The 23,998-nt window shown below is 67.2% G+C and carries 20 protein-coding genes and 1 pseudogene; 5 read left to right on the top strand and 16 right to left on the bottom strand.

The window, feature by feature from the left end:
- Positions 1-186 precede the first annotated feature (186 nt).
- On the top strand, positions 187-750 hold the full coding sequence (gene ahpC / locus ACFYWJ_RS20125) for an alkyl hydroperoxide reductase subunit C (RefSeq protein WP_355272893.1): 564 nt from the start codon (positions 187-189) through the stop codon (positions 748-750).
- A gap of 82 nt (positions 751-832) precedes the next feature.
- Positions 833-2,452, top strand: coding sequence for an alkyl hydroperoxide reductase subunit F (gene ahpF, locus ACFYWJ_RS20120; protein WP_355272896.1), 1,620 nt, complete (start codon positions 833-835; stop codon positions 2,450-2,452).
- 131 nt (positions 2,453-2,583) lie between these two features.
- Here the strand turns inward: ahpF and ACFYWJ_RS20115 are convergent, their stop codons facing one another.
- Entirely contained in the window at positions 2,584-3,582 is a 999-nt protein-coding gene (locus ACFYWJ_RS20115) for an alpha/beta hydrolase family protein (RefSeq protein WP_355272899.1), read from the bottom strand.
- A gap of 183 nt (positions 3,583-3,765) precedes the next feature.
- On the opposite strand from ACFYWJ_RS20115, the gene ACFYWJ_RS20110 reads away from it, so the two are divergent.
- Positions 3,766-4,701, top strand: a complete 936-nt coding sequence (locus ACFYWJ_RS20110) for an SDR family NAD(P)-dependent oxidoreductase (protein ID WP_355272902.1) — start codon at positions 3,766-3,768, stop codon at positions 4,699-4,701.
- Between the two features lie 27 nt (positions 4,702-4,728).
- Here ACFYWJ_RS20110 and ACFYWJ_RS20105 read toward each other — a convergent pair whose 3' ends face one another.
- From ACFYWJ_RS20105 to ACFYWJ_RS20050, 12 genes and pseudogenes are all read right to left on the bottom strand, one after another.
- Positions 4,729-5,550 carry a YceI family protein gene (locus tag ACFYWJ_RS20105; protein ID WP_355272904.1) on the bottom strand — a complete coding sequence of 274 codons (822 nt, stop codon included), beginning with the start codon at positions 5,548-5,550 and terminating at the stop codon, positions 4,729-4,731.
- Positions 5,550-6,368, bottom strand: coding sequence for a carboxypeptidase-like regulatory domain-containing protein (locus ACFYWJ_RS20100; protein ID WP_355273067.1), 819 nt, complete (start codon positions 6,366-6,368; stop codon positions 5,550-5,552). Before ACFYWJ_RS20100 ends, ACFYWJ_RS20105 begins: the two co-directional genes overlap by 1 nt.
- A 198-nt stretch (positions 6,369-6,566) precedes the next feature.
- Positions 6,567-8,081, bottom strand: a pseudogene (locus tag ACFYWJ_RS20095) (MDR family MFS transporter); the annotation flags it as partial.
- Positions 8,082-8,118: 37 nt separating this feature from the next.
- Positions 8,119-8,616, bottom strand: a complete 498-nt coding sequence (locus tag ACFYWJ_RS20090) for a MarR family winged helix-turn-helix transcriptional regulator (RefSeq protein WP_355272906.1) — start codon at positions 8,614-8,616, stop codon at positions 8,119-8,121.
- 109 nt (positions 8,617-8,725) lie between these two features.
- A complete protein-coding gene (locus tag ACFYWJ_RS20085; protein WP_355272908.1) occupies positions 8,726-9,412 on the bottom strand; it encodes a TetR/AcrR family transcriptional regulator in 687 nt (228 codons plus the stop codon).
- A gap of 96 nt (positions 9,413-9,508) precedes the next feature.
- A complete protein-coding gene (gene dmpG, locus ACFYWJ_RS20080) occupies positions 9,509-10,519 on the bottom strand; it encodes a 4-hydroxy-2-oxovalerate aldolase (RefSeq protein WP_355272911.1) in 1,011 nt (336 codons plus the stop codon).
- The gene (locus tag ACFYWJ_RS20075; protein ID WP_355272913.1) at positions 10,516-11,460 is read right to left on the bottom strand and encodes an acetaldehyde dehydrogenase (acetylating); all 945 of its coding nucleotides are present in this window, start codon (positions 11,458-11,460) and stop codon (positions 10,516-10,518) included. Before ACFYWJ_RS20075 ends, dmpG begins: the two co-directional genes overlap by 4 nt.
- Positions 11,460-12,275, bottom strand: a complete 816-nt coding sequence (locus tag ACFYWJ_RS20070; RefSeq protein ID WP_355272916.1) for a fumarylacetoacetate hydrolase family protein — start codon at positions 12,273-12,275, stop codon at positions 11,460-11,462. The genes ACFYWJ_RS20075 and ACFYWJ_RS20070 overlap by 1 nt, the downstream gene beginning before the upstream one ends.
- Positions 12,272-14,026, bottom strand: a complete 1,755-nt coding sequence (locus tag ACFYWJ_RS20065) for a bifunctional 3-(3-hydroxy-phenyl)propionate/3-hydroxycinnamic acid hydroxylase (RefSeq protein ID WP_355272919.1) — start codon at positions 14,024-14,026, stop codon at positions 12,272-12,274. Before ACFYWJ_RS20065 ends, ACFYWJ_RS20070 begins: the two co-directional genes overlap by 4 nt.
- A complete protein-coding gene (locus ACFYWJ_RS20060; RefSeq protein ID WP_355272921.1) occupies positions 14,023-15,048 on the bottom strand; it encodes a VOC family protein in 1,026 nt (341 codons plus the stop codon). Before ACFYWJ_RS20060 ends, ACFYWJ_RS20065 begins: the two co-directional genes overlap by 4 nt.
- Positions 15,045-15,905 (bottom strand): alpha/beta fold hydrolase, encoded by an 861-nt coding sequence (locus ACFYWJ_RS20055; protein WP_355273070.1) that lies wholly within the window; start codon positions 15,903-15,905, stop codon positions 15,045-15,047. Before ACFYWJ_RS20055 ends, ACFYWJ_RS20060 begins: the two co-directional genes overlap by 4 nt.
- Before the next feature lie 106 nt (positions 15,906-16,011).
- On the bottom strand, positions 16,012-16,881 hold the full coding sequence (locus ACFYWJ_RS20050; protein ID WP_355272924.1) for a lysophospholipid acyltransferase family protein: 870 nt from the start codon (positions 16,879-16,881) through the stop codon (positions 16,012-16,014).
- A gap of 231 nt (positions 16,882-17,112) precedes the next feature.
- On the opposite strand from ACFYWJ_RS20050, the gene ACFYWJ_RS20045 reads away from it, so the two are divergent.
- Entirely contained in the window at positions 17,113-18,321 is a 1,209-nt protein-coding gene (locus tag ACFYWJ_RS20045) for a helix-turn-helix domain-containing protein (protein WP_355272927.1), read from the top strand.
- Positions 18,322-18,551: 230 nt separating this feature from the next.
- Entirely contained in the window at positions 18,552-20,381 is a 1,830-nt protein-coding gene (locus ACFYWJ_RS20040) for an acyl-CoA dehydrogenase (RefSeq protein WP_355272930.1), read from the top strand.
- Between the two features lie 56 nt (positions 20,382-20,437).
- Here the strand turns inward: ACFYWJ_RS20040 and ACFYWJ_RS20035 are convergent, their stop codons facing one another.
- The 3 genes from ACFYWJ_RS20035 to ACFYWJ_RS20025 all read right to left on the bottom strand — a co-directional run bounded on the left by ACFYWJ_RS20035 (position 20,438) and on the right by ACFYWJ_RS20025 (position 23,994).
- Complete coding sequence (locus tag ACFYWJ_RS20035; protein WP_355272933.1) at positions 20,438-21,724, bottom strand: DUF3533 domain-containing protein; 1,287 nt, start codon at positions 21,722-21,724, stop codon at positions 20,438-20,440.
- Between the two features lie 101 nt (positions 21,725-21,825).
- Entirely contained in the window at positions 21,826-22,560 is a 735-nt protein-coding gene (locus tag ACFYWJ_RS20030; RefSeq protein ID WP_355272936.1) for a DUF2993 domain-containing protein, read from the bottom strand.
- A 114-nt stretch (positions 22,561-22,674) separates the two neighbouring features.
- Positions 22,675-23,994, bottom strand: coding sequence for a HAMP domain-containing sensor histidine kinase (locus tag ACFYWJ_RS20025; protein ID WP_355272939.1), 1,320 nt, complete (start codon positions 23,992-23,994; stop codon positions 22,675-22,677).
- Positions 23,995-23,998: the final 4 nt, after the last annotated feature.

Genomic DNA, 23,998 nt, shown 5'->3' with positions numbered 1-23,998 from the left:
ACCGCAGCCGACACGAGATCTCCGTCACACCTTTCACCCTAACTGGATTGATTCAAGATTACACAGCCAGCTTTTATTGGCTCGGACTATCAGTAGGCTCGCACGATTTGATTAGTGCTATCAATCGGCGATCTATAGCTTCGGGAATCGAAAGATCCCACTACCGTTTGGAATGAGGCCACTTTCATGTCGCTGATCAACAAGAAGATCAAGCCCTTCGCCGCGGAGGCGTTCAAAGACGGTGCCTTCGTCAGCGTTTCCGACGAGGACATCAAGGGCAAATGGGCGATCTTCTTCTTCTATCCGGCGGACTTCACCTTCGTCTGCCCGACCGAACTCGGTGATCTCGCCGATCACTACGACGAGCTGCAGCGCCTGGGCGTCGAGGTCTTCTCTGTCTCGACCGACACCCACTTCACCCACAAGGCGTGGCACGCGTCGTCCGACACCATCGGCAAGATCAAGTACGCGATGATCGGCGACCCCACCCTGCGGATCAGCACCGCCTTCGAGGTGCTCCGCGACGACGAGGGCCTCGCCGACCGCGGCACCTTCCTGGTCGACCCGGACGGCGTCGTCCAGTTCACCGAGGTCACCGCCGAGGGCATCGGCCGCAACGCGGCCGAACTGCTCCGCAAGGTCAAGGCCGCGCAGTACGTTCGCTCGCACCCGGGCGAGGTCTGCCCGGCCAAGTGGGAAGAGGGCGACGACACTCTCGCCCCGTCGCTGGAACTCGTCGGCAAGATCTGATTCGCCGACCGCAGCTGCCCCGGTGGCACGGGACCCGACTCCCGTGCCCCGCCTCAACTCTCAACGTCCGGAGTAGACCCGCATGCTCGAGACCTCGCTCGCACGCCAATTGAAGACCCTGCTCGAGAAGGTGACCCAGCCGATCGAGCTCGTGTCCACCCTCGACGATCGCCCCAAGTCCACCGAACTGGCCGAGCTCCTGGACGAGATCGCCGGCATGTCGGATCTGGTGACCCACCACCGCAGCGGCATCGACGCGCGCCGGCCGTCGTTCGTCGTCCGTCGCACCGGCTCCGACATCGAGGTGGGGTTCGCCGGAATCCCGCTCGGACACGAGTTCTCCTCCCTGGTGCTGGCCCTGTTGCAGGTCGGCGGGCACCCCTCCAAGGAGGCTGCGGACCTGATCGCGCAGGTACGAGATCTCGAGGGGCAATGGAACTTCGAGACCTACTTCTCCCTGTCCTGCCAGAACTGCCCAGACGTCGTTCAGGCCCTGAACCTGATGTGCGTGCTGAACACCGACATCAAGCACGTCGCGATCGACGGCGCCCTGTTCCCGGACGAAATCGACAACCGCCAGGTCATGGCGGTGCCGACGGTATTCCTCAATGGTGAACCGTTCGGTTCCGGGCGGATGAGTCTCGAACAGATCGTCAACCGGCTCGACACCGGGTCGGTCGAACGCACCGCAGCAGCCCTCTCGGCGAAGGAGCCCTTCGACGTGCTCGTCGTCGGCGGCGGGCCCGCGGGAGCCACGGCCGCGATCTACGCGTCGCGGAAGGGAATTCGCACCGGCGTCGTCTCGGAGCGCTTCGGCGGCCAGGTGCTCGACACCATGGGAATCGAGAACTTCGCGTCGGTGCCCTACACGGAGGGCCCGCGCTTCGCCGCCGCGTTGGAAGACCACGTCCGCCACTACGACGTCGACATCATCAACGCGCAGAACGCGACGAAGCTGTTCCCAGCCACCGCCGAAGGTGGCTTGGCGGAGGTGGAGCTCGCGAGCGGTGCGAGTCTGCGCTCGCGCAGCGTGATCGTCGCGACCGGTGCGCGGTGGCGGTCGATGAATGTTCCCGGGGAATCCGAATACCGGAACAAGGGTGTCACCTATTGCCCGCATTGCGACGGCCCCCTGTTCAAGGGCAAACGCGTCGCGGTGATCGGTGGCGGCAACTCCGGCGCCGAAGCCGCCATCGATCTCGCCGGGATCGTCGCCCACGTGACCCTGGTCGAATTCGATGCCGAACTGCGTGCCGACGAGGTCCTCCAGCGCAAGCTGCGCAGCCTGCCCAACGTCGAGATCCTGCTCGATGCGATGACGACCGAGGTCGTCGGCGACGGTGCCAAAGTCACCGGCCTCACCTACTCCGACCGCACGACCGAGGCGTGGCATTCACTCGCTGTGGACGGCGTCTTCGTCCAGATCGGCCTGCTGCCCAACACCGAATGGCTCACCGGCACCATCGATCTCACCCCGCGCGGCGAGATCGTCGTCGACGACCACGGGCGAACGTCCGCTCCCGGAGTATTCGCGGCGGGCGACTGCACCACGACCCCGTTCAAACAGATCATCGTTGCCGCCGGAGCCGGAGCGACAGCAGCCCTCGGCGCGTTCGACCATTTGATCCGCACCTCGACGCCGAACGAGGAAACCGAGCTCGGCGAGCATGCTGCCCCGGCCGAGGTCGCCGTTCTGTCGTAGCGCGCACTCGCCGAGCGCCTGGCGGAACCGGCAGGCACCGCACCCGCCCGGGTGAGCCCACTGCCGGTCCCCGCCCTGCGACTGGCGGGGCTGTTCGATCCCGCCGCCCGCGCGATGATCGAACAGCCTCGTCAGATGCCGAGCCCGGTGCGGAGAGTGGGCCACGAATCGTGCAGCGCCTGTTGCCAATACGGCCAGGAGTGGATGCCGAACGCCGTGTACCGCACAGTGGGTCGCAGGCCCGCACCCCGCATCAATCCTTCGACGGTCCGGGTACAGGCGTGCGCGCCTTCCTCCAGACTCATAGCCCCGGCGAGATCGAGCGGGTAGGAGAAACTGGGATCGAAGTCGACATCGGCCGGCCCCTGCCTGCCGCTCCCGACAGACATGAACAACGCGGTATTGCGCAGGGCACCCAGGTGTTTGGTGGGATCGTGCGCTGCCCAACCGGGCGCCAGCGAGCCACCCCACATCTTGTCCGGGTTCCCCCCACGGTGATGCACCGCAGCACGGACCATGGGCTGACCGACACCGCCCGTGAGCAGACAACCACTGAAGACACCGACCGCCCGATAGAGGCCAGGGTTACGAAAGGCAAGTGTGGCCGCGGCCTGCCCACCCATCGACAGCCCCGCGACCGCGTTCACACCGTTCCCGGCGAGCTCCCGATTCAGCAAAGGCGGCAGCTCGTGAGTCAGGAACTGCTCCCACCGGATGTGACCGAGCGCGTCGTCGTCTTCGAGCCAATCGGTGTAGAACGTGCCACCGCCACCGATCGGCATCACCACGTTGACATTCTTGTCCGCGAAGAAGGCAAGCGCATCGGTGCGCATCGTCCAGGTGCTCTGCGCCTGATCATCCCGCGCACCCGTCCCATCGAGCAGATACAGGGTGGGACGCGGTGCCGACCCCCGCGGACGCAGCACGTCCAGGCCGACCACACGGCCCATCGCCGGCGAAGAGACGTAGAGCTGCTCCCAGGTATCGTCGCGCGCGACGCGATGATCGATCGTCGCAGTGGCAGCATGCGCCGGGCCCGGCGCCAATAGCGAGGCGACGACCCCGAGAGCCGCTACCGCGCCGAGGATCCGGCGGTGCCCAGCGGTGAACCGAGAAGGTGACGCTGTCATCAGATCCTCCCGGACCCGGACGGTCGCCGGATCCGACGGGGATACCGTCTATTTGTCGAATTACGTTACGCCACAATCGATTTACGCTCACCAAGGTTGCTCCACGCCGATCGCAGCCATCGCCGGACTGCACGCCAGCGGCGTGCAAGGGCGGTGCAAGGGTCCGCTGTCACAGTCGATGATGTGACGTGGCAGAGCGGCCTATATGCCGAGGGAAAGAACATTCTGGTTACCGGCGCCAACGCAGGCATCGGATACTTCACCACCGAGCAGCTAGCCGCCAACGGCGCGACCGTGGTGCTGGGCTGCCGTGACACCGCCAAGGGCGACCTCGCGATACGCGCGATCCGTGCTCGGGTACCCGGCGCTCGACTGCGGTCCGTGCGTGTGGACCTGGCCGATCTGTCCTCACTGCCGGCGACAGTGGACGCCCTCGATCTCGACAGCCTGGACGCGGTCGTACTCAATGCCGGGATCTTGCTGTCTGGTCCCGATCGCAGCCTGAGTTGTCAGGGACACGAATCGATGTTCGCGACGAACCACCTCGGACACTTCGCACTGGTCGCTCACCTGGCGCCGATACTGACCGCGACAGCGAACAGCCGGGTGATCACGGTCGGCAGCTTCGCCGCACGGTCGGAGCGACTGGATCTCACCGATCTGCAATCCGAGCGCGACTATCGCCCCAAGCGCAGCTACGGACGATCGAAGCTGGCCCAAATGCTGTTCGGTTTCGAACTGGATCGCCGTCTGCGTGCCCACACGACCGACACCGCAAGCATTGTCGTCCATCCCGGCGGCGCCCTGGACTCACTGACACCGTCGCGGCCACCGCTGTTCGTCCGCACCACCGCCCAGCACCTGCGCGGACTACCCGCCGGCCTCGCACTGCACGGTAAACACGCAGCGGCCACAACCATCGTCCGAGCCGTACTGGACCCCGAGATAGGCGGCGGACAACTGTGGGGGCCAAGAGTTTTCGGTCTCCGTGGAAAACCACACCGGGAAACACCACATGCGCACATGACCGACATCGACACCGCCGCTGAACTGTGGGCCGCCAGTTCGGCGCTTTCAGGCGTCGATCCGCTCGTATTTCCGACGCCGGCCCAGCACTGATCCACCCTGCCGGGTCCACCGCACCGTTCAGCGAGGTCGTAGTTGTTCGCCTTGTACGACCTCGATGTCGAGTTCGATTTTGACGGTTGTGCCCACCGCGGCCACTCCCGCGCGTACCACCGCGTTGTAATCGATCGCGAAATCGTTGCGGTGCAACAGTGTTTCGGCGTGGAACGCCGCCCGCACCCCACCCCACGGATCCTGCCCGAAGCCACCGTAGGTCACCACGAGATCGATCGGGCGGCGCTGCCCGTGCAGGGTCAGTTCACCGGGCATCACCCAGGTGTCGGCTGCGGTGCGGCGCAACCCGAGACCGGTAAAGGTGATCGTCGGATAGCTGTCGACATCGAGGAATTCCGGTGAGCGCAGGTGATCGTCACGCATCGAGACGCCGGTATCGATGCCCGCCGCCTCGATCTCGGCGTGCCCGGTGGACCGTTCGAACGGCTCGGCGATATCGAGTCGCCCGCTCACCTGCGCGAATCGGGCCTTGATGCCGGCGATACCCAGGTGACGCGCGGTGGCGAGCACCGTCGAATGTGCCGGATCGATCGTCCACGGCCCCGGCGGCGGCGAGGTCACCGTCGCCGCCGCCGGCGCCAGCACCACCTCACCGAGCGCACCGGTTCCCGTCGCGGAGATCTGTGCGATCCGCGCGACCGGCTCGAACCCGACAGCGGTGAGCACGGCGGTGTGCATCCCAGCGGGCAATGGGTCGGTTCTCACAGACCCGGTCTCGTCGGCCTCCCTGCGGGCGAGCTGACGGCCCGACTTATCCGTCACCGTCAGCACCGCGTTCGGCACCGGCCAGCCCTGGGCCGTGCGGACACGACCGGTCAACCCACTCATCAGCGGTTTCCGGGCTCGTAGCGGAGCCGCACGTCATGAGCGACCTCGGCCCCGGAGACGCTGACCTGATCGGTCACGGGCGGATAGCCACGGGTGATCACGGTGTACTCCCCTTCGAGCAGATCGGCCACGACATAGCGGCCGTTCTCGTCGGTGCGCGCTGTCGCCGTCACCTCCCCCGCGGCGTCGAGGACGCTGACCAGTGCGTCGGGCACGGCCCTGCCGTCGTCGGCCAGGGCGGATCCGGTGAGTACCGACATCGCGGACAACTCGATGTCCTGGCGAAGCACGCCGCTGTCGGGCACAGTCACGGTGATCGCGCTGGGACGCATGTGCTCCGCGGCCGCGACCAAGGTATAGACACCCGAGACCACGCCGTGGCACGCGTATGCGCCGTCGCCACCCGTGACAGCGGCGCCGATCACCTCACCACGCGGGTCGGTCACGGTGACGGTGGCACCCGGCAACGGCGAACCGTGGCCGGCGGTCCGGACGACACCCGTCAGCTCACCGGAGCCGACCAGGCTCAGGTCCACTCGCTGGGGTCGCTCGCCGACCGACACGTTGACGGCGGTCGGCTGGTGTCCCATCGCCGACACGATCAAGACGTAGCCACCCGACGTCGGTGCGCTGATCGCGAAATCACCATCGGCGGCACTGCTCGTCCGCGCGACCTGACGGCCGTTCTGATCGATCAATGTCAGCACCGCACCCGAAAGCGGCTGGCCGTCCTCGCGGCGGACGCGACCGTCCACCACGCCGCCGCCCGTGCCGGGCAACCCGCCGGTCCGCAGCGCGGCGGGCGACGACGTGTCCATCGCGACCGCCCGATGACCGTTCTGTTCGGCTGTCGCGTGTCGACCGCCCGCTGCCGTCGGCACCGGTTCGGCCTCGGACAGCACCCGCTCGGCGCCTTGCCAAACCTGCTTCCCGTCCCAGCCCGACTCCGCGAGCGCGGCCAGTTCGGCATCGAGCGGGTCGGTCGCAGCATCTTGCGACACAGAGTCTTTCGCAGTCGGGTCGAGGGCAGGATCGATGTCGATCGTGTTGCGCAGCGGACGGTTCGGCAGCAGCGCGGTCGCCAGGAGCGCGACAACCGCGGCACCCGCGGCGATGAGGAAGATCCGTCCGGTCGCATCACCGTAGGCGGCGCGCACGACCGTGACGACCGGTGCGGGCAGAGCATGGAGATTCAGGCTGCCGCCACCGCCGGAACCGCCGCTCGTCACGCCGAGCTGGGCGAAACCTTCCGCCGACAGTTCGGTCACCCGGGAGGCCAGGACCGAGCCGAGCGCCGAGACGCCGATCGCGCCGCCGAACGTGCGGAAGAACGCGACGCTGCTGGACGCGGCGCCGATATTGTGCACGCTCACCGTGTTCTGCACGGCCAGTACCAGGTTCTGCATCAGCATGCCGACGCCGAGCCCCACGACGGCGATGTAGATGCCGACGAGCCACAGATCGGTGGCGTGATCGAGTGTCGAGAGCAGCCCGAACCCGGCCACCAGCAACGCGCCGCCGGTGACGACGAACGACTTCCATTTCCCGAACCGGGTGATCAGCTGTCCCGAACCGGTCGACCCGACGAGCATGCCCATCACCAGGGGGATGGTCAGGACGCCGGCCATCGTCGGCGAGTAGCCGCGCGCGGTCTGGAAATACTGGCCGAGGAAGGTGGTCGACCCGAACATGCCGACGCCGACCGCGATCGAGGCGACGATCGCCAGGCCGGTGGTGCGTTCGGTGACGATCGCCAGCGGGATGATCGGTGACTTGACTCGCGATTCGACCACGACGGTCGCGACGAGCAGCAGCACACCCGAACCGACATACAGCGCGGATTCGCGGGAGAACCAGTCGTAGTAGCCTGCCTTCCCGGCGAACGAGACCCAGATGAGCAACACCGACACACCCGCGGTCAGCAAGGCGGCGCCGAACCAGTCGATCGACACGCCCTCCTTGCGTTCGGTGGGCAACCGCAGGGTTCGTTGCAACAGCAGCAGGGCGATGACAGCCAACGGCACGCACACAAAGAAGCACCAGCGCCAGCCGAGCGGGCTGTCGACGATGACGCCACCGAGGATGGGCCCGCCCGACATCGACACCGCCATCACCGCGCCCATGTAGCCGGAATAGCGGCCGCGTTCCCGCGGCGAGACGATGGAACCGATGATCGCGACGACGAGTGCGGTCAGTCCGCCCATGCCGATGCCCTGGACGACTCGTGCCGCCAACAGGATCGGCACGGTGCTCGCGAAACCCGCGATCACCGAACCGACGACGAAGATGACGATGGCCGACTGGACCAGCACCTTCTTGTTGAACAGATCGGCGAACTTGCCCCAGATCGGGGTGGACGCGGCATTGGCCAGCAACGCCGTGGTGATGACCCAGGCGTAGGCGGTCTGCGACCCCTCCAGGTCCCCGATGATCGTGGGCAGCGCGGTCGACACGATCGTGGTGCTGAGCAATGCCGTGAACAGGGCCGCCAGCAGTCCCGTCATCGCCTCCAAGACCTGGCGGTGCGTCATCGCGGCAGGGGCACGCCCGGTCTCGGTCTCGACTGCACTAGACATCCACTTCCTGACTTTCTGTCGATTCCGGTCGGCGCTCACCCACCGCGATGTGAGGCGGAGCGGCCGCCAGTGAATTCCTCAGCTTCTGGACAACCGCGATGGCGTGCTCGGCCTCGACTTCGGTCCAATCGGCCAGCGCGGCTTGCAATCCCCGCGCCCGCGACTCCCGGACGCGCCGCAGCAGATCGCTGCCCTGGTCGGTGATCCGGATGAGGGTGACCCGGCCGTCGAGGGGATCGGCGTGGCGGGCAATATTGCCGGAGCTCACCAGCTCGGCGACATGCCTGCTCAGTGTCGATTGGCTGATGCACAAGTCCGCGGCCAGATCCACCTGCCGAGACGGTCCCCTGGCCTCGAGTGAACCCAGCACGCCGACACCGCCGGGAAGCAGGTCCCCCTCGTCAGGGTGCGCGAGCGCAGCGCGGATCGCTCGGCCCATGTAATAGAGCTCCCTGATCAGGCCTCGAGCCGTATCGGGTGACACTGCCATGCCAACTCCCACCTGCGAATAGTTGCTTGCGCTAACCAACCATATACACAGTACTTGCATTATGCAACTAACTATTGATCGCCTGCGGACCGAGACGGACGATGCGCCCTCACGACGCCGATGTGGCGGAAGGCGAATACTCGGCGGAGGAGTCCGCTGCCGCTGCCCGATTCGCTGCCGCCGTAGCACCTCGCGCGACCAGCAGCATGGTCAGGTCTGTCACCAGCTCGACCACATTCGACAGGGGCAGTTCGGGCTCGCGCGAGAGCCATTCGCGTGCGATGGCGTTCACCGCGGCCGTGAGCAGCGATGCAGTGTCGCCGTCCAGGCGCGTGCCTGTGGTCGCCAGGAAGCTCTGGATGTGCCCCGCCCATTTGTCCGCGTGGGGTTTGCATTCCTGTTCGATGCGTCTACTGACACCTCTGAGTTCGATGACGGCGAAGTCGGCGCGATACGGCGAGCTGTCGATCGAACCGAAATAGGCGGTCAGGCCGACGCGCACGGCCATGATCGGGTCGGCGGACGCGGTCAGGTCGGCGAGCGTTCCTGCCACCGCGACGGCCGCGTCGTCCTGCACCCGGGCATAGGCCGCGATCAGTGCCTCATCGAGAGTTTCGAATTCCTCGTAGAACTGCCGCTTCGACAGGCCCGCGGTCTCGCAGATGTCGATGAGCGAGCAGGAGAGCTGACCTCGCTCGCCGCACACCCGGGTCGCTGCGTCCAGGAACTGGTGGCGCCGTTGCGCTTTTCGCTGCACGACACTGCGGCCGGCATACCGCCTGGTATCGGCGATCATGGCCCACTCGTCTTCTCGTTCGTCGCGACGGCGGTCCCGGCCTCCTTGACAAAGGCCGGGACCGCGTCGCCTTCCGGCCCGCGCAGGCCGGAAGTCTCAGTGACCGCCGACCAGGTCGAGCGCGATGTCGGCGATCATGTCTTCCTGCCCACCGACCAGCCCCCGCCGGCCCGCGATGGTGAGCAGCGTCCGCACGTCGACACCGTAGGTGGCCGAGGCGTTCTCCGCGTGGCGCAGGAAGCTCGAGTAGACGCCGGCGTAACCGAGGGTCAGCGTCTCGCGGTCGACCTGGACAGGCCGATCCATCAGCGGCCGGACCAGGTCGTCGGCCGCGTCGGTCAGCTGATCGAGGTTCGCGCCGTGTTCCCAGCCGGTCAGGTCGGCCACCGCGACGAACGCTTCGAGCGGAGTGTTGCCCGCACCGGCGCCGAGTCCGGCCAGGGACGCGTCGACGCGGGTCACCCCCTCCTCCACGGCGACGACACTGTTCGCCACCGACAACGAGAGGTTCTGGTGGGCGTGGATTCCGATCTGGGTCCCGGGTTCGAGCACATTCCGGTAGGCGCGGACGCGTTCGCGGACACCGTCCATGGTGAGCCGCCCGCCGGAGTCGGTGACATAAACACAGTGCGCGCCATAGGTTTCCATGAGTTTGGCCTGGTCGGCCAAGCCTTCCGGACTGTTCATGTGGCTCATCATCAAGAAGCCGGATACATCCATGCCGAGTTCGCGCGCGTAGGAGATGTGCTGGGCGGCGATGTCCGCCTCGGTGCAGTGCGTGGCCACCCGGACCGAGCGCACGCCGAGATCGAACGCACGGCGCAGGTCCTCGATGGTGCCGATTCCAGGCAGGAGCAGCGTCGTCAGCCGGGCGTACTGCAGCACACTCGCCGCTGCTTCGATCCATTCCCAGTCGGTGTGGCTACCCGGTCCGTAGTTGAGGCTGCCGCCATGGAGTCCGTCGCCGTGGGCGACCTCGATCGCGTCCACGCCGGCGGCGTCGAGCGCGGCGGCGATCCGCGCGACCGTGGCGGGGTCGACGCGGTGCCGCAGCGCGTGCATTCCGTCGCGCAGTGTGACGTCCTGCAGGAAGACTTCGGTGCTCATCGGACACTCTCCTCGGTGGATGCGGCGATCCGCTCGGCGACCTGCACCGCGGCAGAGGTCATGATGTCGAGATTGCCCGCGTAGGCGGGCAGGTAGTGCGCGGCGCCCTCGACCTCGAGGAAGACACTGACCTGATGGGTGACCGGAGCGTCCCCGACGAGCGTGCGCAGTGGAGCTCCGGATTCGACCGGCGTGATCTGCACGTCCTGCTTCAGCCGGTAGCCCGGCACATACGCGGCGACATCGGCCACTATCGCGAGGATCGACTCGGTGATCTTCGCGTGGACCTCGGCGTCGGCGGTGTCGATGAGCGCCAGCACGGTGTCGCGCATGATCAGTGGCGGCTCCGCGGGGTTGAGGACGATGATCGCTCGTCCGCGCCGGGCGCCGCCCACCGCGGCGATCGCGTGGGACGTGGTCTCGGTGAACTCGTCGATGTTGGCGCGGGTGCCGGGGCCCGCGGACCTCGACGCGATCGAGGCGACGATCTCGGCATACGGCACCGGAGTGACCCGGGCGATCGCCGCGACCACCGGAATCGTCGCCTGTCCACCGCAGGTGACCATGTTGACGTTGTCGGCCGCCAGGTGCTGATCCAGATTCACCGCGGGAACGACGAACGGGCCGAGGGCGGCAGGTGTCAGGTCGATCAGGCGTTTGCCGAAGGGCGCGAGAGCCGCGGCATTGGCCTTGTGCGCGCCGGCCGAGGTGGCGTCGAAAACGATCTCGATGTCGTCGAAATCCGGCAGGGCGATCAGCCCCGCGACACCGCGCGCGGTGGTTTGCACCCCCAGTCGGGCCGCGCGTGCGAGCCCGTCGGAGTCTGGGTCGATGCCGACCATGGCGGCCATCTCCAGGGTGTCGGACAGGCGCAACACCTTGATCATCAGGTCGGTGCCGATATTGCCTGATCCGATGACGGCGACCTTGGTGCGGCTCATCACTTCTCCTCCAGTGTGAAGTCGACGGTGCCGAGCGGCCCCGAGCGCTGTGACAATTCGGCGTTGACCCGCGCGCCGGGCACCAGCGGTGCCATCGGCCCCAGCGCACCGGAGAGCACGATCTCTCCCGCGCGCAGCGGATCGCCCAGGGCTTGGGCGGTGCGGGCGAGCCAGGCCAACGCCAGCAGCGGGTCGCCGAGGCAGTCCGCACCCGTTCCGCGCGAGACGATCTCGCCGTCGACGCGCATGACCATCGTGATCCCGCGTGGCTCGAAATCATCGAGCGAGAGCCGCTGTTCCCCGAGCACGAACCAGCCGCTGGAAGCGTTGTCGGCCACCGTGTCGCCGAAGGTGATGTCCCAGCCGGCGATTCGGCTGTCCACGATCTCGAGCGCGGGTGCGGCGTAGTCGACGGCGCCGCGCACGGTGATGGGATCGAGGTCGTCACCGGTCAGATCGGCACCGAGGACGAAGGCGAGTTCGGCCTCGATCTTGGGCTGCAACAGCCTCGGCCGCTCGGACACCGGAGTGGCGTTCGCGTTCATATCGTGAAAGAGCACGCCGAAGTCGGGCCGGTCGACCCCGAGTTGGCGCTGCACGGCCGTGGAGGTCAGGCCGATCTTGCGCCCGACGGCACGGGCGCCCTCGTCGATCCGCCGTCGAGTGCCCAGATTCTGCACCGCGTAGGCCGACTCGACGTCGTCGGCACCGATCAGGTCACGCACCGCTGCCACGGGCACGCCCAGGTCCGTCGCGGTCGCGAGTCGTTCGGCAGCGGCGCGAACAGCGGGCAGGTGCTTCATGGTCGTGGTCATCGTGCTTCCTCCAGGGTGTTCGGCGTTGCCGACGCCACGACGCGCAGGGGGTTGTGATCGGCGGTCAGCATCGCGGGGGTGACGGCGAGGCGGGCCAGCAGTGCGGTGACCAGTTCGGTGGCGTCGGACTTCGCGCTGGTTCCGAAGACGTACTTGTCCGGGCGGAGCAGCACCGTGCCACCTTGGGCGACACCGGCTTTGGCGAACCACCGGGCCAGTTCGCCGGTGTGGTCCTCGACGTCGGCGTAGTCGGTGGCGGCGACGCGTGCGTCGCCCGGCTCGCCCTGCGGGCGGCCACCGGTCGGATACACGGTGACGAACTGGGTTCCGAGGATCTGCAAGGCGTTGCGCTGGGCGACGCCGAGTCCATCGCGCGGATCGACACCGTAGCCGATGACAGCGAAACCGAGGCCGAGGGCGTCGTCGAGGCGCTGGTGGCGTCCGTCGAAGGTGCGGACGTCGGGCTGCGGCGCCAGGGTGCCTTCTACCCCGCGCAGCACATTGCGGGGAAGCCCGAAGTACGCGCCACGCTTGAACCGTGGGGACGGCTTCATCTTGGCTTCCCGGATCCAGGTATTCAGCCCGGGAACCTTCAGCGCGGTGGCCAAGGCGACGTCACGAGCGCCCGCGGCGAACCGGTTGTCGATCGAGACGAGGCTCTTGTTGAAGACCGACAGATCGATCATCGCTTTGGCGTGCGGCCGTCGCTCGGTCTCGTAGGTGTCGAGGAGGTCGAGATCGGCGCCGTGCTGGATGATGGCGCCGAGCTTCCAGGAGAGGTTGTCGGCGTCGCGGACACCGGAGTTCATGCCCTGGCCGATGAATTGCGGGGTCATGTGCGCGGCGTCACCGGCAAGCAGAATGCGTCCCGCGCGCCACTGGTCGGCGACAACGGCATTGAAGGTGTAGACCAGTTTGCGCAGCACCGTCACTTCGTCGGGGTCGACGTAGTGGCCGATGAGATCACGGACCCGGTCGGGGTCCTCCATCTCCTCCTTGCTCTGCTCGTCGTTGAGCATGAACTCGAAACGGTGGTGTCCACCGGGTTGCGGACACGACACCGTCGGCAGCTCGGGATCACAGACGAAGTTGAAGTACGGCAGATGCCGGAAGGCGTCGACGCCGTCGTTGGCGAGCAGGTCGACCACGAGCCAGCGTTCGGGGAAGCTGGTGCCGGTCATGTCGATACCCAGCTGCGTGCGCACCACACTGCGGCCGCCGTCGCAGCCGACGAGGAACTTCGCGCGCACCTCCTCGGCGGTGGCCGGATCGGTGTCGGCGTCGTGTTTGCCGTACCCGGTACCGCGGCATTCGGCATGCCGGACCAGGACACCGTCGGCGTCCTGGTCGAAGCTGAGAACCTCCCGGCCGCGGCGAACCGTCACGTGCGCATAGCGCTCGAGCGCGTTTTCGAGCGTGTTCTCCAGGTAGGGCTGGTACAGGAAGTTGGCCACCGGCCAGCCCAGCGGGCGCGAGGCCTGGTTGAACTGGGCGAGCACCGAGCCGTCGCTGCGTACCCACTGCACGGTGCAGTCGAGGTTCATCTGCGCCGAGGCTTCGTCGGCGACGCCGGCGGTCTGGAAGATCCGCATGCCCTCGTCGTCGGTGTAGACCGCCCGCGCCAGGCCGTAGAACTCCGGCTCCCGCTCGAGCACCAGCACCCGCACGCCGCGACGGCCGAGCAGGTTCGCCAACGTCAGGCCCGTGGGCCCCAGTCCGACGACTACCACGTCGTAGTCGAACGATGTCATCGCGCCATGCCTCCGGTGAGTTGGGGAACAGTGATCTCGGGGGTCCGTAGGGTCCGGACGACCTGCCGGAACTGAGCGAACTTGTCCAGCACGGTCTCACCGACCGGGGTGTGGCCCCAGATACTGATGCCCTGGTAGGTGGTCGGCTCCCAGGTGGATTCGCGTTCCGGACCGAACACGATCGGATTCCAGCCGACCTCGAGTTCGAAGCCCGAGGGCGTGATGCAGTAGAAGGACAGCTCACGATCGTTGGTGTGCTGGCCGACCGACCAGGCCATCCGGAAGCCGAGATCGGTGACCCGCCCGTACGCCGCCAGCACGTCGTCGAGCGAGCCCGACTGGATGTTGATGTGCTGCACCCGGGTTCGGATGGGGTCGATCTTCACGCCGCGGATATTGGCGATGGCGATCGAGTGGTGCCGCTCGTTCACCCGCAGGAACCTGATCTTGAGGGTGAGACCGGAGACGTTCTCGTCGATGTAGTCGCTGAGCCGGGAGTCGAAGACCGTCTGGTAGTAGCCCCGCAGCGCCTCGGGCTCCTTCGACACGATCGCGACATGCCCCATGCCGGCTTCGCCGGTCACCCACCCGGAGCTGAGCATGCGCAGCGGCTCGGGGGTGGTCACCGGGACGGTGAAGATCTCCTGCGCGATCCCCTTGGGACCGGCAAACCGCCACAGTCGCTCCACGCCGCGACGTGCCGCGTCCTCGGCGCTGCCTTCGGTGATCGGCACGCCGCGATCGGACACCCGCGCGATGATCCGGTCGAAGGACTGGTGATCGTCCACCTGCCAGCCGATGGCCGTCACGTCCTCCTGCGGACCGCGCTCCACCAGGAACCGGCAGGCGTGGTCGTCGAGGCGGAAGCGCACCGTGGCAGGGTCCACCTGGTCGGCGTGCATGCCGATCGCGTCGGCACCGAAGCGCCGCCAGTCCGACAGCCGCTGGGACTCCACGACGACGTACCCCAGGTGGACGGCCCCGAAGACCGATCCATCGCCGAAGACGCCTTCGCCGGTCATCGCTCGGCCTTCAGGTAGGCGATCGCGAGGGTATTGAACAGCTCGGCGCGCTCCCACTGCGCCCAGTGGCCGGTACGCGCCACCAGGTACAGATCGCAGTCGGGCATCGTCTCGGCGAGCATCCTGCCCCCGGACGGCCGGTTGACCTTGTCGTCTTCACCCCACACCACCAGCGTGGGGTGCGGCACCTTGCGCAAGCGCGAATCCCGGGTGAGGTCCATCCGGAAGAGCGTGCGCAGGGCGAACACGCCGGAAGGCCGGCGCAGCGGCGGGTGCGCGACGACCTCGGGTTCGATGCTGGCCCGGTAGCGCTCCTCGATCAGTTCGTCCGGCACCGTCGCACCGTCGTACACCAGGTACTCACGGATGAACCGGATGATCTTCTCGCGGCTGGGACCATCGCCCCGGTAGTAGTCGAGAAGCTCCTGCAGGCCCTGGGTAGGCAGCGCGCGGGTGGAACCGACGCCGCCGGGACCCATCAGGACCAGACGACCGACCTTCCCCGGCCGGTCCATCGCCAGTCGCAGCGCCGCGGCACCACCGTAGGAGTTGCCGATCAGGTGCGCCGAGTCGATCTCCAGGACGTCGAGGAACTCGCCGAGCACGCGCGCCAGATAACCGAAGGGGTCGGACTGGTCGACGTACTTCGACGACCGGCCGTAGCCCGGCATGTCCAGCACGAGCACCCGGAAGTGCTCCGCCAGCGCCTCGATGTTGCGCGAGTAGTTCGACAGCCCGGTCGCGCCGGGGCCGCCACCGTGCAGCAGCACGACCGCAGGCCCGGATCCGAACTCGTCGAAGTAGATCTCACAGTTGCCGACCTGCACCGTCCGGCCGGTGTCGACTCCCTTGTCGATGCTTGTCACGATGTACCTCCCAGTGAAGTTGATAATATCATCACATTCGATTGATCCCTCGTCAAGGCATTCTGATGAAACGCTCAGAATTGGACAGTAGGTGGCGTCACCCGAGCAGCGGTATCCGATGGACGGTCTGGCGATCGAGCTCGACCTGCATCGCGCAGTGCACCCGGTCGGCGAACTCGGCGGCCGACTCCCCCAGCCTCGGTCGCATCGCGGGGAGCACCGCGGTCCGGATCTTGGTCGGCAGCGGGATATAGGGCAGCAGCCCCGCGATCCCGACAGTCAGACCCCACGGCAGCGACAGCGTCACCGGCAGACGCTTGAGCCGCAGCACCTTGTCGAGGCGGAGCCGGCGCGCGAGCCCGCGGCCGTCGGACAGGCAGATCAGCGATTCGCCCGCCCCCGACGTGACCACCGGAACAATCGGCACGGCGGCCTCGATGGCCAGCCGCGCGAAACCGGTCCGGCCGTCGAACACGACCCGGTTGCGTTCACCCCACGACTTGAAGGCATCGACATCACCACCCGGGAAGACGAGCACATGCTCGCCACGCCCGAGCGCCCGGCACGCGTTCTCACCCGTCGCGGGCTCGGCACCCAATTTGCTCAGAATCGGGCCGAGCCCGATCACCCAGGCCATGTGATGCGTCAGCGTGATCACGCCCCGCGGATCCCCGATCCGGACATAGGCCGAGCGCGCGGCGAGCACATTGAGGTCGAAGACGCCACCGAAACCGTGGTTGGCCACGAACAGGACCGGCCCGGGGGGTGGCGTCAGCACGCCGCCGACCTCGTGACGGTGATACCAACGGAACACCCACAGCAGGACTCGCACGATGACCGACTCGGACCCCGCCCACCCCCGGTCGTGCGGCGAGTCGTCGAACGGCCCATCGTGGAGCGGCTGAAAACCACTGTCAGGCACTGTTTCTCGCTTCCCTTGCATTGTGTCGCCGCGCGCGGCGGCCACACATTTCGACGATTGACGAGAACTCGGATCCGGCGCCGCTGCCGAACCACCCCATCCCCCTCTTCCCTACGCAACCCACTATATTGATGACTTGATCATTCTTGATGTTCAAGTCATTATATTGTGAGCTGCCCCACCCGGCCGAACAGCAGCCACACCCGCCGCAGGCGGGGCATTCGCGGCAGACGCCGGACCTGGCGGCAGGGCGTCGGTACGCCACACTGGGAGGCGATGAGCACCAGCACCCCGACCGGCCCGCCGATCCGCCGACGCCCCCGCGACCGCCGCGCCAGCATCCTGACCGCGGCCGCCGACGCCTTCTCGCAGGCGGGCTACCACGGCACATCCATGACCGACATCGCCACCGCCGTCGGGATTTCGTCGACTGCGCTGTATCGCCACTTCCGCAACAAACAGGAACTGCTGGGCCACTGCTTGATGTCGGGCCTGGACGCGACGGTCTCCCGACTGGACGCTGCGGCGGCCGGCGACACGAGCGGGCATCGGGTATTCGAAGAACTCGTCGTGATCGCGCTCGAACTGCGCGGACTGCCGAGGCTGTGGCAGCTCGAGTTCCGCAACCTCACCGCCGCACACCGCTATTCGGTGCTGATCCGGGCGGTCCGGTTGACCGGCTATCTGCGCCGAGCGGTCCGTGCGCAGCGCCCGGAGCTCCCCGGCAGGGATGCCGAACTGTTGAGCTGGTGCATCCTCTCGGTCGCGGTCAGCCCGTCGTATCACCGCCAGCAGTTGCCGACGTCAACCTTCACTTCCGTGCTCGATGCCGCGATCCTGCGGCTCCTCACCACCGAATTGCCCCCGGGCGGAGCCGTGCCCCGTGCGCCCCGGCCCCGTGCGGCGCCGCCGCAGGCCGCGGAGTTCGAGCGCGCCGTCCGGCCCGAGCGGCTCATCGGCGCCGCGGCACGGCTGTTCAACTCCCGCGGTTATGCCGCGGTGGGCATCGAGGACATCGGTGCCGCTGTCGGCGTGAGCGGACCCGCGCTGTATCACCATTTCTCGAGCAAGGCCGATCTGCTGAACGAGATCATCGTGCGCAACGAGCAATGGATCGGTCTGTACACCGCCCGCGCACTGGCCGAGGGCCGCGACGCGCGGGAGGCGGTGCACCTGCTGATGGAATCGTTCGTCGGATTCGCGCTCGAGCAACCGGACTTGCTCGGCACCACCGTCAGCGAGGTCGGACACCTGCCCGACCCGCAGGCCACGCGCTACCGCCGGATCCATCGCGACGGCGTCCTGAGCTGGGCCCGGCTGCTGCAGTCGGCGCGTGCCGAATTGACACCGCCGGAGGCTCGAATCCTCATCCAGGCGATCGGCACGGTAGTGATCGACGCCGTGCGCAATCCCCGCGCCCTCGGCCGCCAGAATCTCGAGGGCGCGCTGATAGCCATCGGCGACCGCATCGCGCTGGCCGACTGACGACGTACTGGTATTCACCCAACTTAACCACTATCAACTTAGATGAGGATTTCTAGCAACTGACACCGGTCACCAGACGACATCCACGCACATTTCCTTAGTGGTAAGTAACTTACGGTTGCGTAGCGCCTCGACGCGCAATCACAATGGCCCACGGCGCGTATCGGATCTGCGCTCTCTCCGCCTCACCTTCCGGTCGTATCGACCGGACCACCGAAGGGACTGGGCCCGTGGGCCATTACAAGAGCAACGTCCGAGACCTCGAGTTCAACCTGCTGGAGGTCTTCGACCTGGCGGACGTGCTGCGTTCCGGCGCGTTCGGCGACCTCGACGACGACACCGTGCGCACGATGCTCGTCGAAGCCGCCCGGATCGCCGAGGGGCCGGTGGCGGCCTCGTTCGCCGAAACCGACCGCAATCCACCGGAATTCGATCCATCGACCCACACCGTGCGACTACCCGAGGGGTTCAAGCGCTCGGTCCGGGCATGGCAGGACGCCGAATGGTGGCGCGTCGCGAAGTCCGAGGCCATCGGCGGCATCGCGGCACCGCGCATGCTCGCGTGGGCGATCAACGAACTGCTTCTGGGCGCCCAGCCCGCGGCGTACATGTACCTGACCGGGCCCGGCATGGCCGATATCGTCGAGCGCATCGGTACCGACGAACAACGGCGCTGGGGCAGGATCGCGGTCGAGAAGAAGTGGGGCGCGACCATGGTGCTGACGGAGCCGGACGCCGGTTCCGATGTCGGCGCCGGCCGCACCAAGGCCGTCGAGCAGGAGGATGGCTCCTGGCACATCGAGGGCGTCAAGCGGTTCATCACCTCGGCCGATGCCGACGATCTGTCCGACAATATCCTCCACCAGGTCCTGGCGCGTCCCGAGGGCGCGGGACCGGGGACCAAGGGTTTGAGCCTGTTCCTGGTGCCGAAATTCCATTTCGACTCCGAGACAGGAGAACTCGGTGACCGCAACGGCGTGTTCGTCACCAATGTCGAGCACAAGATGGGCCTGAAGGCCTCGGCCACCTGTGAACTCACCTTCGGCGGCCACGGCGTGCCCGCCAAGGGCTGGCTGGTCGGCGAGGTGCACAACGGCATCGCGCAGATGTTCGAGGTCATCGAGGAAGCGCGGATGATGGTCGGCACCAAGGCCATCGCGACCCTGTCGACCGGTTACCTGAACGCGCTGGAATATGCCAAGGCCCGCGTCCAGGGTTCCGACCTGACCCAGATCGCCGACAAGACCGCTCCGAAGGTGACCATCAGTCACCACCCGGATGTCCGGCGCTCGCTGATGATGCAGAAGGCCTACGCCGAAGGCCTGCGCGCGATCTACCTCTACACCGCCGCCCACCAGGACCCAGCCACCGCGCTGCACATCTCAGGCGCCGATGCCGAACTCGCCGCGCGGGTGAACGACCTGCTGCTCCCGATCGTCAAGGGGGTCGGCTCCGAACGCGCCTACCAGTACCTGACCGACTCGCTGCAGACCTTCGGCGGCTCCGGCTTCCTGCAGGACTACCCGATCGAGCAGTACATCCGCGACGCGAAGATCGACTCCCTCTACGAGGGCACCACCGCCATCCAGGCGCAGGACTTCTTCTTCCGCAAGATCGCCCGCGACCGCGGTGTCGCCCTAGCGCACATCGCCGATCAGGTCCGGGTTTCCGCGCAGCCCGAAGCCGGGACGCCGGAGTTCAAGGTCGAACGCGCTCTACTGCTCACCGCGCTCGAAGACGTGCAGGCGATGACCGCCACGCTCACCCAGCACCTGCTCGCGGCCGCCGACAACGGCCGCGAGCTGTACAAGGTGGGGCTCGAGTCCGTCCGCTTCCTGCTCGCGGTCGGCGATCTGCTGATCGGATGGCGACTGCTGGTGGCCGCGGAAGTCGCCGCGGCGGCCCTGCCCTCCGCCACCAAGGACCGCGACCTCTACCAGGGCAAGATCGCGGTCGCGTCCTACTTCATCAGAACCGTCCTGCCGAGGCTCAGCACCGACCGTGCGGTGATCTCCGACATCGATGTCGCGATCATGGAGCTCGACGTAGCCGCCTTCTGACGCCGAACCGGCGTCGACCATGGCGCGGTCGACGCCGGCCGGCAGCACCGAGCTCCTTACTTTCCGGCCGTCGAGACGGATCGGCGTTCCAGCCCCTTCCGGTCGTAGAAGCTTGTCGCGGCCAGGCCGATGACCAGCCCGATCAGCAGACCGAGCAGGGCCATCCACACCCCTTGTGCCAGACCGGAACTCGCTCGCGCGTCGTAGTAGAGGATCGCCCGGACCGCGAGGAAGATCTGATGCATCGGCTCGAAGGTCGACAGCCACGCCAACGGCCGCGGTGTCGCCTCGATCGGAACGGTGCCGCCCGCGGAAGGCAGGCCGAGGACGATGAACACGATGAGGTTGATGAGCAGGCCGGCCGCGCCGAAGATCGCCAGGATGGACAGCGCGGTCACGCCGACCGCGACAATCGCGAGGATCCCGTAGAGGAACAGCATCGGCGCACGCTGGATCGACATCCCGAGCAGGGTCGCGACGGCCAGGTATATGCCGGACACCACCGGCGCGACGGCCACCAGGATGCCCCATTTGAGCAGCAGGGTCCGCACGCGCGAGATCGGCGTCGGCGGGTAGTGGACATACCAGGGCCCGTATTCGGTCGGCGCGAATCCCAGTGACGAATCCACCATCGAGTGGATGATCATCGCGCCGGTGAAGCCGGCGAGAAGTAGCAGCAGCGTGTAGAAGAACGCCGACAATCCCCCACCGGCGCCGTCGGGCAGGGTGCGGAACGGCACGACCACAACCGAGATGGGTTCGGCCAGACCGAGGCGGCTCACGCCGGAGAGCTGGGTGGCGGGCGCGTCCGAGGCCGGCTGGAGCTCGCCCTGGACCTGATCGAGCAGCTGGGCGCCCACCTCCCGATTGGCCGCGTCTGTCGCCTGGGTGGTGATGCGCAGCAGAATCTGCGTCGCGTAGGCCCCGGCGGCCGGGTTCGTTTCGACGGTGATCACGGGCCGCTCGACATCACCGGGCACGACACTGGCCGCGCCCAGGATCGAGAGACGCTTGGTGAAGTCGCTCGGGATGACGACGGCCCCGTAGATCGTGCCGTTGAGCATCGCCCGCTGCAGCTCCGGCAGGCCCATCTGCCGCAGCTCGACCTTGTCGGCGGGGATCTGCTGCACCATCGAGGCTGCGATCTGATCACCCACGTTGACCTGCTGACCTCCCACCACGTCACCGACGTCGAGGTTGACCAGCCCGACCGGGAAGTCGTGCAGGTTCTTCTCCGGGTCGACGATGTATCCCAGATACATGGTGGCCAGCAATGCCGCGAGCACCGCGAGAACCGCGCTGGGGCGGAGAAACCGTGCCAGGTCCTTACCGGTGATCGCCATGCAACCGCTCCTTCGCTGACAGTTCGGCTACTTCGTCGCTACCCGCTCGCTCGATCATCGGCCACCGCCTGATCGCAGGTCAAGCAATCCTGATGAAACAATCAGCATGTGTCGCCGGACGCCGGGAGAGCAGCGCTGCCACCACGGAGTTCGACCCGGATTCCCGCGTCGGTCACGGTCACGGACTGCGGCCGCAGCCCCAGCGGATAGTCGCGGAGACTCTCCGTCAGCAGGTCGGCGATCTCCGCCGCGAGCTGCGGCGGGACACCACGGGAGGAGACGATCTCGACGCGGATCACGCCGTTGTCGACGTAGGGGCGCAGCCGCACCGACACCACGCCGGCGACCCCCGTGACATCGACCGTGCCGTCGGCGGCCGACGTCCTGACGTCGCCGGCCAGTCCGTGCAGCGTTCGCTCGATCGCACCGGTGCTCCAGTCCACCCGTGCCTCGGAGCTGGCCACAGTGGCCGAGCCGTCACCCTCCGCCATCGAGACGTCATGCAGCGTGGCATGGACCGCCATATCGACAGCGGGACCGAACTGCGCGTCGTCGCTGTCGACCGTCAGCTCCGGGATCCGCCGGTCGATCAGGCTCAGCACGACGGGGCGCGGACCGAGGTCCACATCCACCGAGGAGCCGAGGTCGTCGCGCAGACCGGCAGTCAGGCAGCTCTCGATGCGGTTCCGCAGATACAACTCGGTGGACGCGATCCCGATCGTCGCCAGCACGAGCGCGACGACGAGTCCGATCGCGGCGCCACGCGCGACTCGTCGCCGCACACTCCGAACAGGGGCGTGCTCATGATCGACGGGATCCAGCTCTCGCAGCTTCATACATCCTTCTCCATACTCCCCTGGCGAATCCCGGGGAACGACATGCCCTCCCGAACGTGTTTGACGACATCATCATAATTGACTATTTCTACCAACATTGGTGATGTCGCCCACCTACCTACCGGAATCAGGGCAGGCGATCTCGACAGCGAGCCGCAGGCCACCGAGACCACCGGGAACCAGCTGTGCCCGGCCGCCGTGCAGTTCGGCCTGTTGCGCGACCAGCGAGAGCCCCAGACCCGACCCTTCCCGCGCGGCGCCGGTGCCACGCCGGAACCGGGCGAACACCGCTGCCAGCTCGTCCTCGGGCAGTCCGGAACCGTTGTCGTCGACCGCCAGCACCACCCGCTGCCCGGCCCGCCGCACCGAGATCTCGATCCGGGTGGCCCGACCGTGGCGGACCGCATTGGTGATCGCATTGTCGAGGATCAGCCGGACCCCGGCCGGCGAGCAGCGGCAGTCCACTCGTTCGTCACCGGTGACGACCAGTTGGATCTCCGGATGCAGACGTGCCGCATCCGCGACCGCCAGGTAGGCGAGCTCGACGAGGTCGGCCGGTTCGTTCGCGTGCTCGGAGGTGAGCTCACCAGCGGCCAGCAGTTCCAATGCCACCAGCGTCGATTCCACCCGGCGGTGCTTTCGCAGCGCGTCGCCGAGGATCTCCGCGCGCGCATCGGGTCCCATCTCGACCCCACGCGCGATCTCGATGTCGGTGCGGATCGCGGTGAGCGGGGTGCGCAGCTCATGGGCAGCCGAGTTCGCGAAGTTCCTCGCGGTCTCGAGCGCCGACATCGTCCGCCGTTGCGAGGAATCGATGCGCGCGAGCATCGACCGGACAGCGGCGGTGAGTTGTTCGGCTTCCCGGATCCGGAACCACCCACCCGCCTCGGGGAGCCGCTCACCCGCATCGAGCCGGCGGGTCAGCTCGACCAGCGGCCTGATCGCCCGGCCACCGAGTATCCAGCCCAGACCCGATGCCACGGCGATCGCCGCCGCGCCGGCGAGCAGCACATGCCGACGCTGCTCACGGGTCACCGATTCCGCCGCGGACAACGGCGCGGCGACCGACACCGAGTGCGGGCCGATGGCCGACCGCTCCACCACCATCGTCTTGACGCGGTATCCGGCATCGGCCATGACCACTGTCCGATGCCCCGCGGGGAGCCGCGGAAGCTCGGTGGAGGTGCTCGCCAGCACGGTGCCGTCGTGACGGAGGGTGATCGCGGCGACGCCACCGTCACTCAACCGGCCGATGAACAGCTGGGCTGTACCGACATTGGCTTCGACCAACCCGGTCATGAGGTCCAGCTGTTCGTCGACATGCCGGATGTTGTTCCGCTCGATGGCGACGAACAGGAAGACCGCCAGCACTCCGACGACCAGGGTGGTCCCCGTCGCGGCGGCCACCGCCACTCGCGTTCGCAGCGAGAGCATCGCG

Source organism: Nocardia sp. NPDC003269, from assembly GCF_042888005.1.
In the GTDB taxonomy this organism is placed as follows: Bacteria; Actinomycetota; Actinomycetes; order Mycobacteriales; family Mycobacteriaceae; genus Nocardia.
The sequence above is the reverse complement of the archived record's forward strand: the minus strand, read 5'-3'. Positions and strand labels throughout refer to the sequence as shown.

What these genes read in the sequence shown, in the direction of transcription:
- ahpC (WP_355272893.1), top strand. Translation starts at nt 187, where the DNA reads ATGTCGCTGATCAACAAGAAGATCAAGCCCTTCGCCGCGGAGGCGTTC.
- ahpF (WP_355272896.1), top strand. Translation starts at nt 833, where the DNA reads ATGCTCGAGACCTCGCTCGCACGCCAATTGAAGACCCTGCTCGAGAAG.
- ACFYWJ_RS20115 (WP_355272899.1), bottom strand. Translation starts at nt 3,582, where the DNA reads ATGACAGCGTCACCTTCTCGGTTCACCGCTGGGCACCGCCGGATCCTC.
- ACFYWJ_RS20105 (WP_355272904.1), bottom strand. Translation starts at nt 5,550, where the DNA reads ATGAGTGGGTTGACCGGTCGTGTCCGCACGGCCCAGGGCTGGCCGGTG.
- ACFYWJ_RS20100 (WP_355273067.1), bottom strand. Translation starts at nt 6,368, where the DNA reads ATGGACACGTCGTCGCCCGCCGCGCTGCGGACCGGCGGGTTGCCCGGC.
- ACFYWJ_RS20090 (WP_355272906.1), bottom strand. Translation starts at nt 8,616, where the DNA reads ATGGCAGTGTCACCCGATACGGCTCGAGGCCTGATCAGGGAGCTCTAT.
- ACFYWJ_RS20085 (WP_355272908.1), bottom strand. Translation starts at nt 9,412, where the DNA reads ATGATCGCCGATACCAGGCGGTATGCCGGCCGCAGTGTCGTGCAGCGA.
- dmpG (WP_355272911.1), bottom strand. Translation starts at nt 10,519, where the DNA reads ATGAGCACCGAAGTCTTCCTGCAGGACGTCACACTGCGCGACGGAATG.
- ACFYWJ_RS20075 (WP_355272913.1), bottom strand. Translation starts at nt 11,460, where the DNA reads ATGAGCCGCACCAAGGTCGCCGTCATCGGATCAGGCAATATCGGCACC.
- ACFYWJ_RS20070 (WP_355272916.1), bottom strand. Translation starts at nt 12,275, where the DNA reads ATGACCACGACCATGAAGCACCTGCCCGCTGTTCGCGCCGCTGCCGAA.
- ACFYWJ_RS20065 (WP_355272919.1), bottom strand. Translation starts at nt 14,026, where the DNA reads ATGACATCGTTCGACTACGACGTGGTAGTCGTCGGACTGGGGCCCACG.
- ACFYWJ_RS20060 (WP_355272921.1), bottom strand. Translation starts at nt 15,048, where the DNA reads ATGACCGGCGAAGGCGTCTTCGGCGATGGATCGGTCTTCGGGGCCGTC.
- ACFYWJ_RS20045 (WP_355272927.1), top strand. Translation starts at nt 17,113, where the DNA reads ATGAGCACCAGCACCCCGACCGGCCCGCCGATCCGCCGACGCCCCCGC.
- ACFYWJ_RS20035 (WP_355272933.1), bottom strand. Translation starts at nt 21,724, where the DNA reads ATGGCGATCACCGGTAAGGACCTGGCACGGTTTCTCCGCCCCAGCGCG.
- ACFYWJ_RS20030 (WP_355272936.1), bottom strand. Translation starts at nt 22,560, where the DNA reads ATGAAGCTGCGAGAGCTGGATCCCGTCGATCATGAGCACGCCCCTGTT.
- ACFYWJ_RS20025 (WP_355272939.1), bottom strand. Translation starts at nt 23,994, where the DNA reads ATGCTCTCGCTGCGAACGCGAGTGGCGGTGGCCGCCGCGACGGGGACC.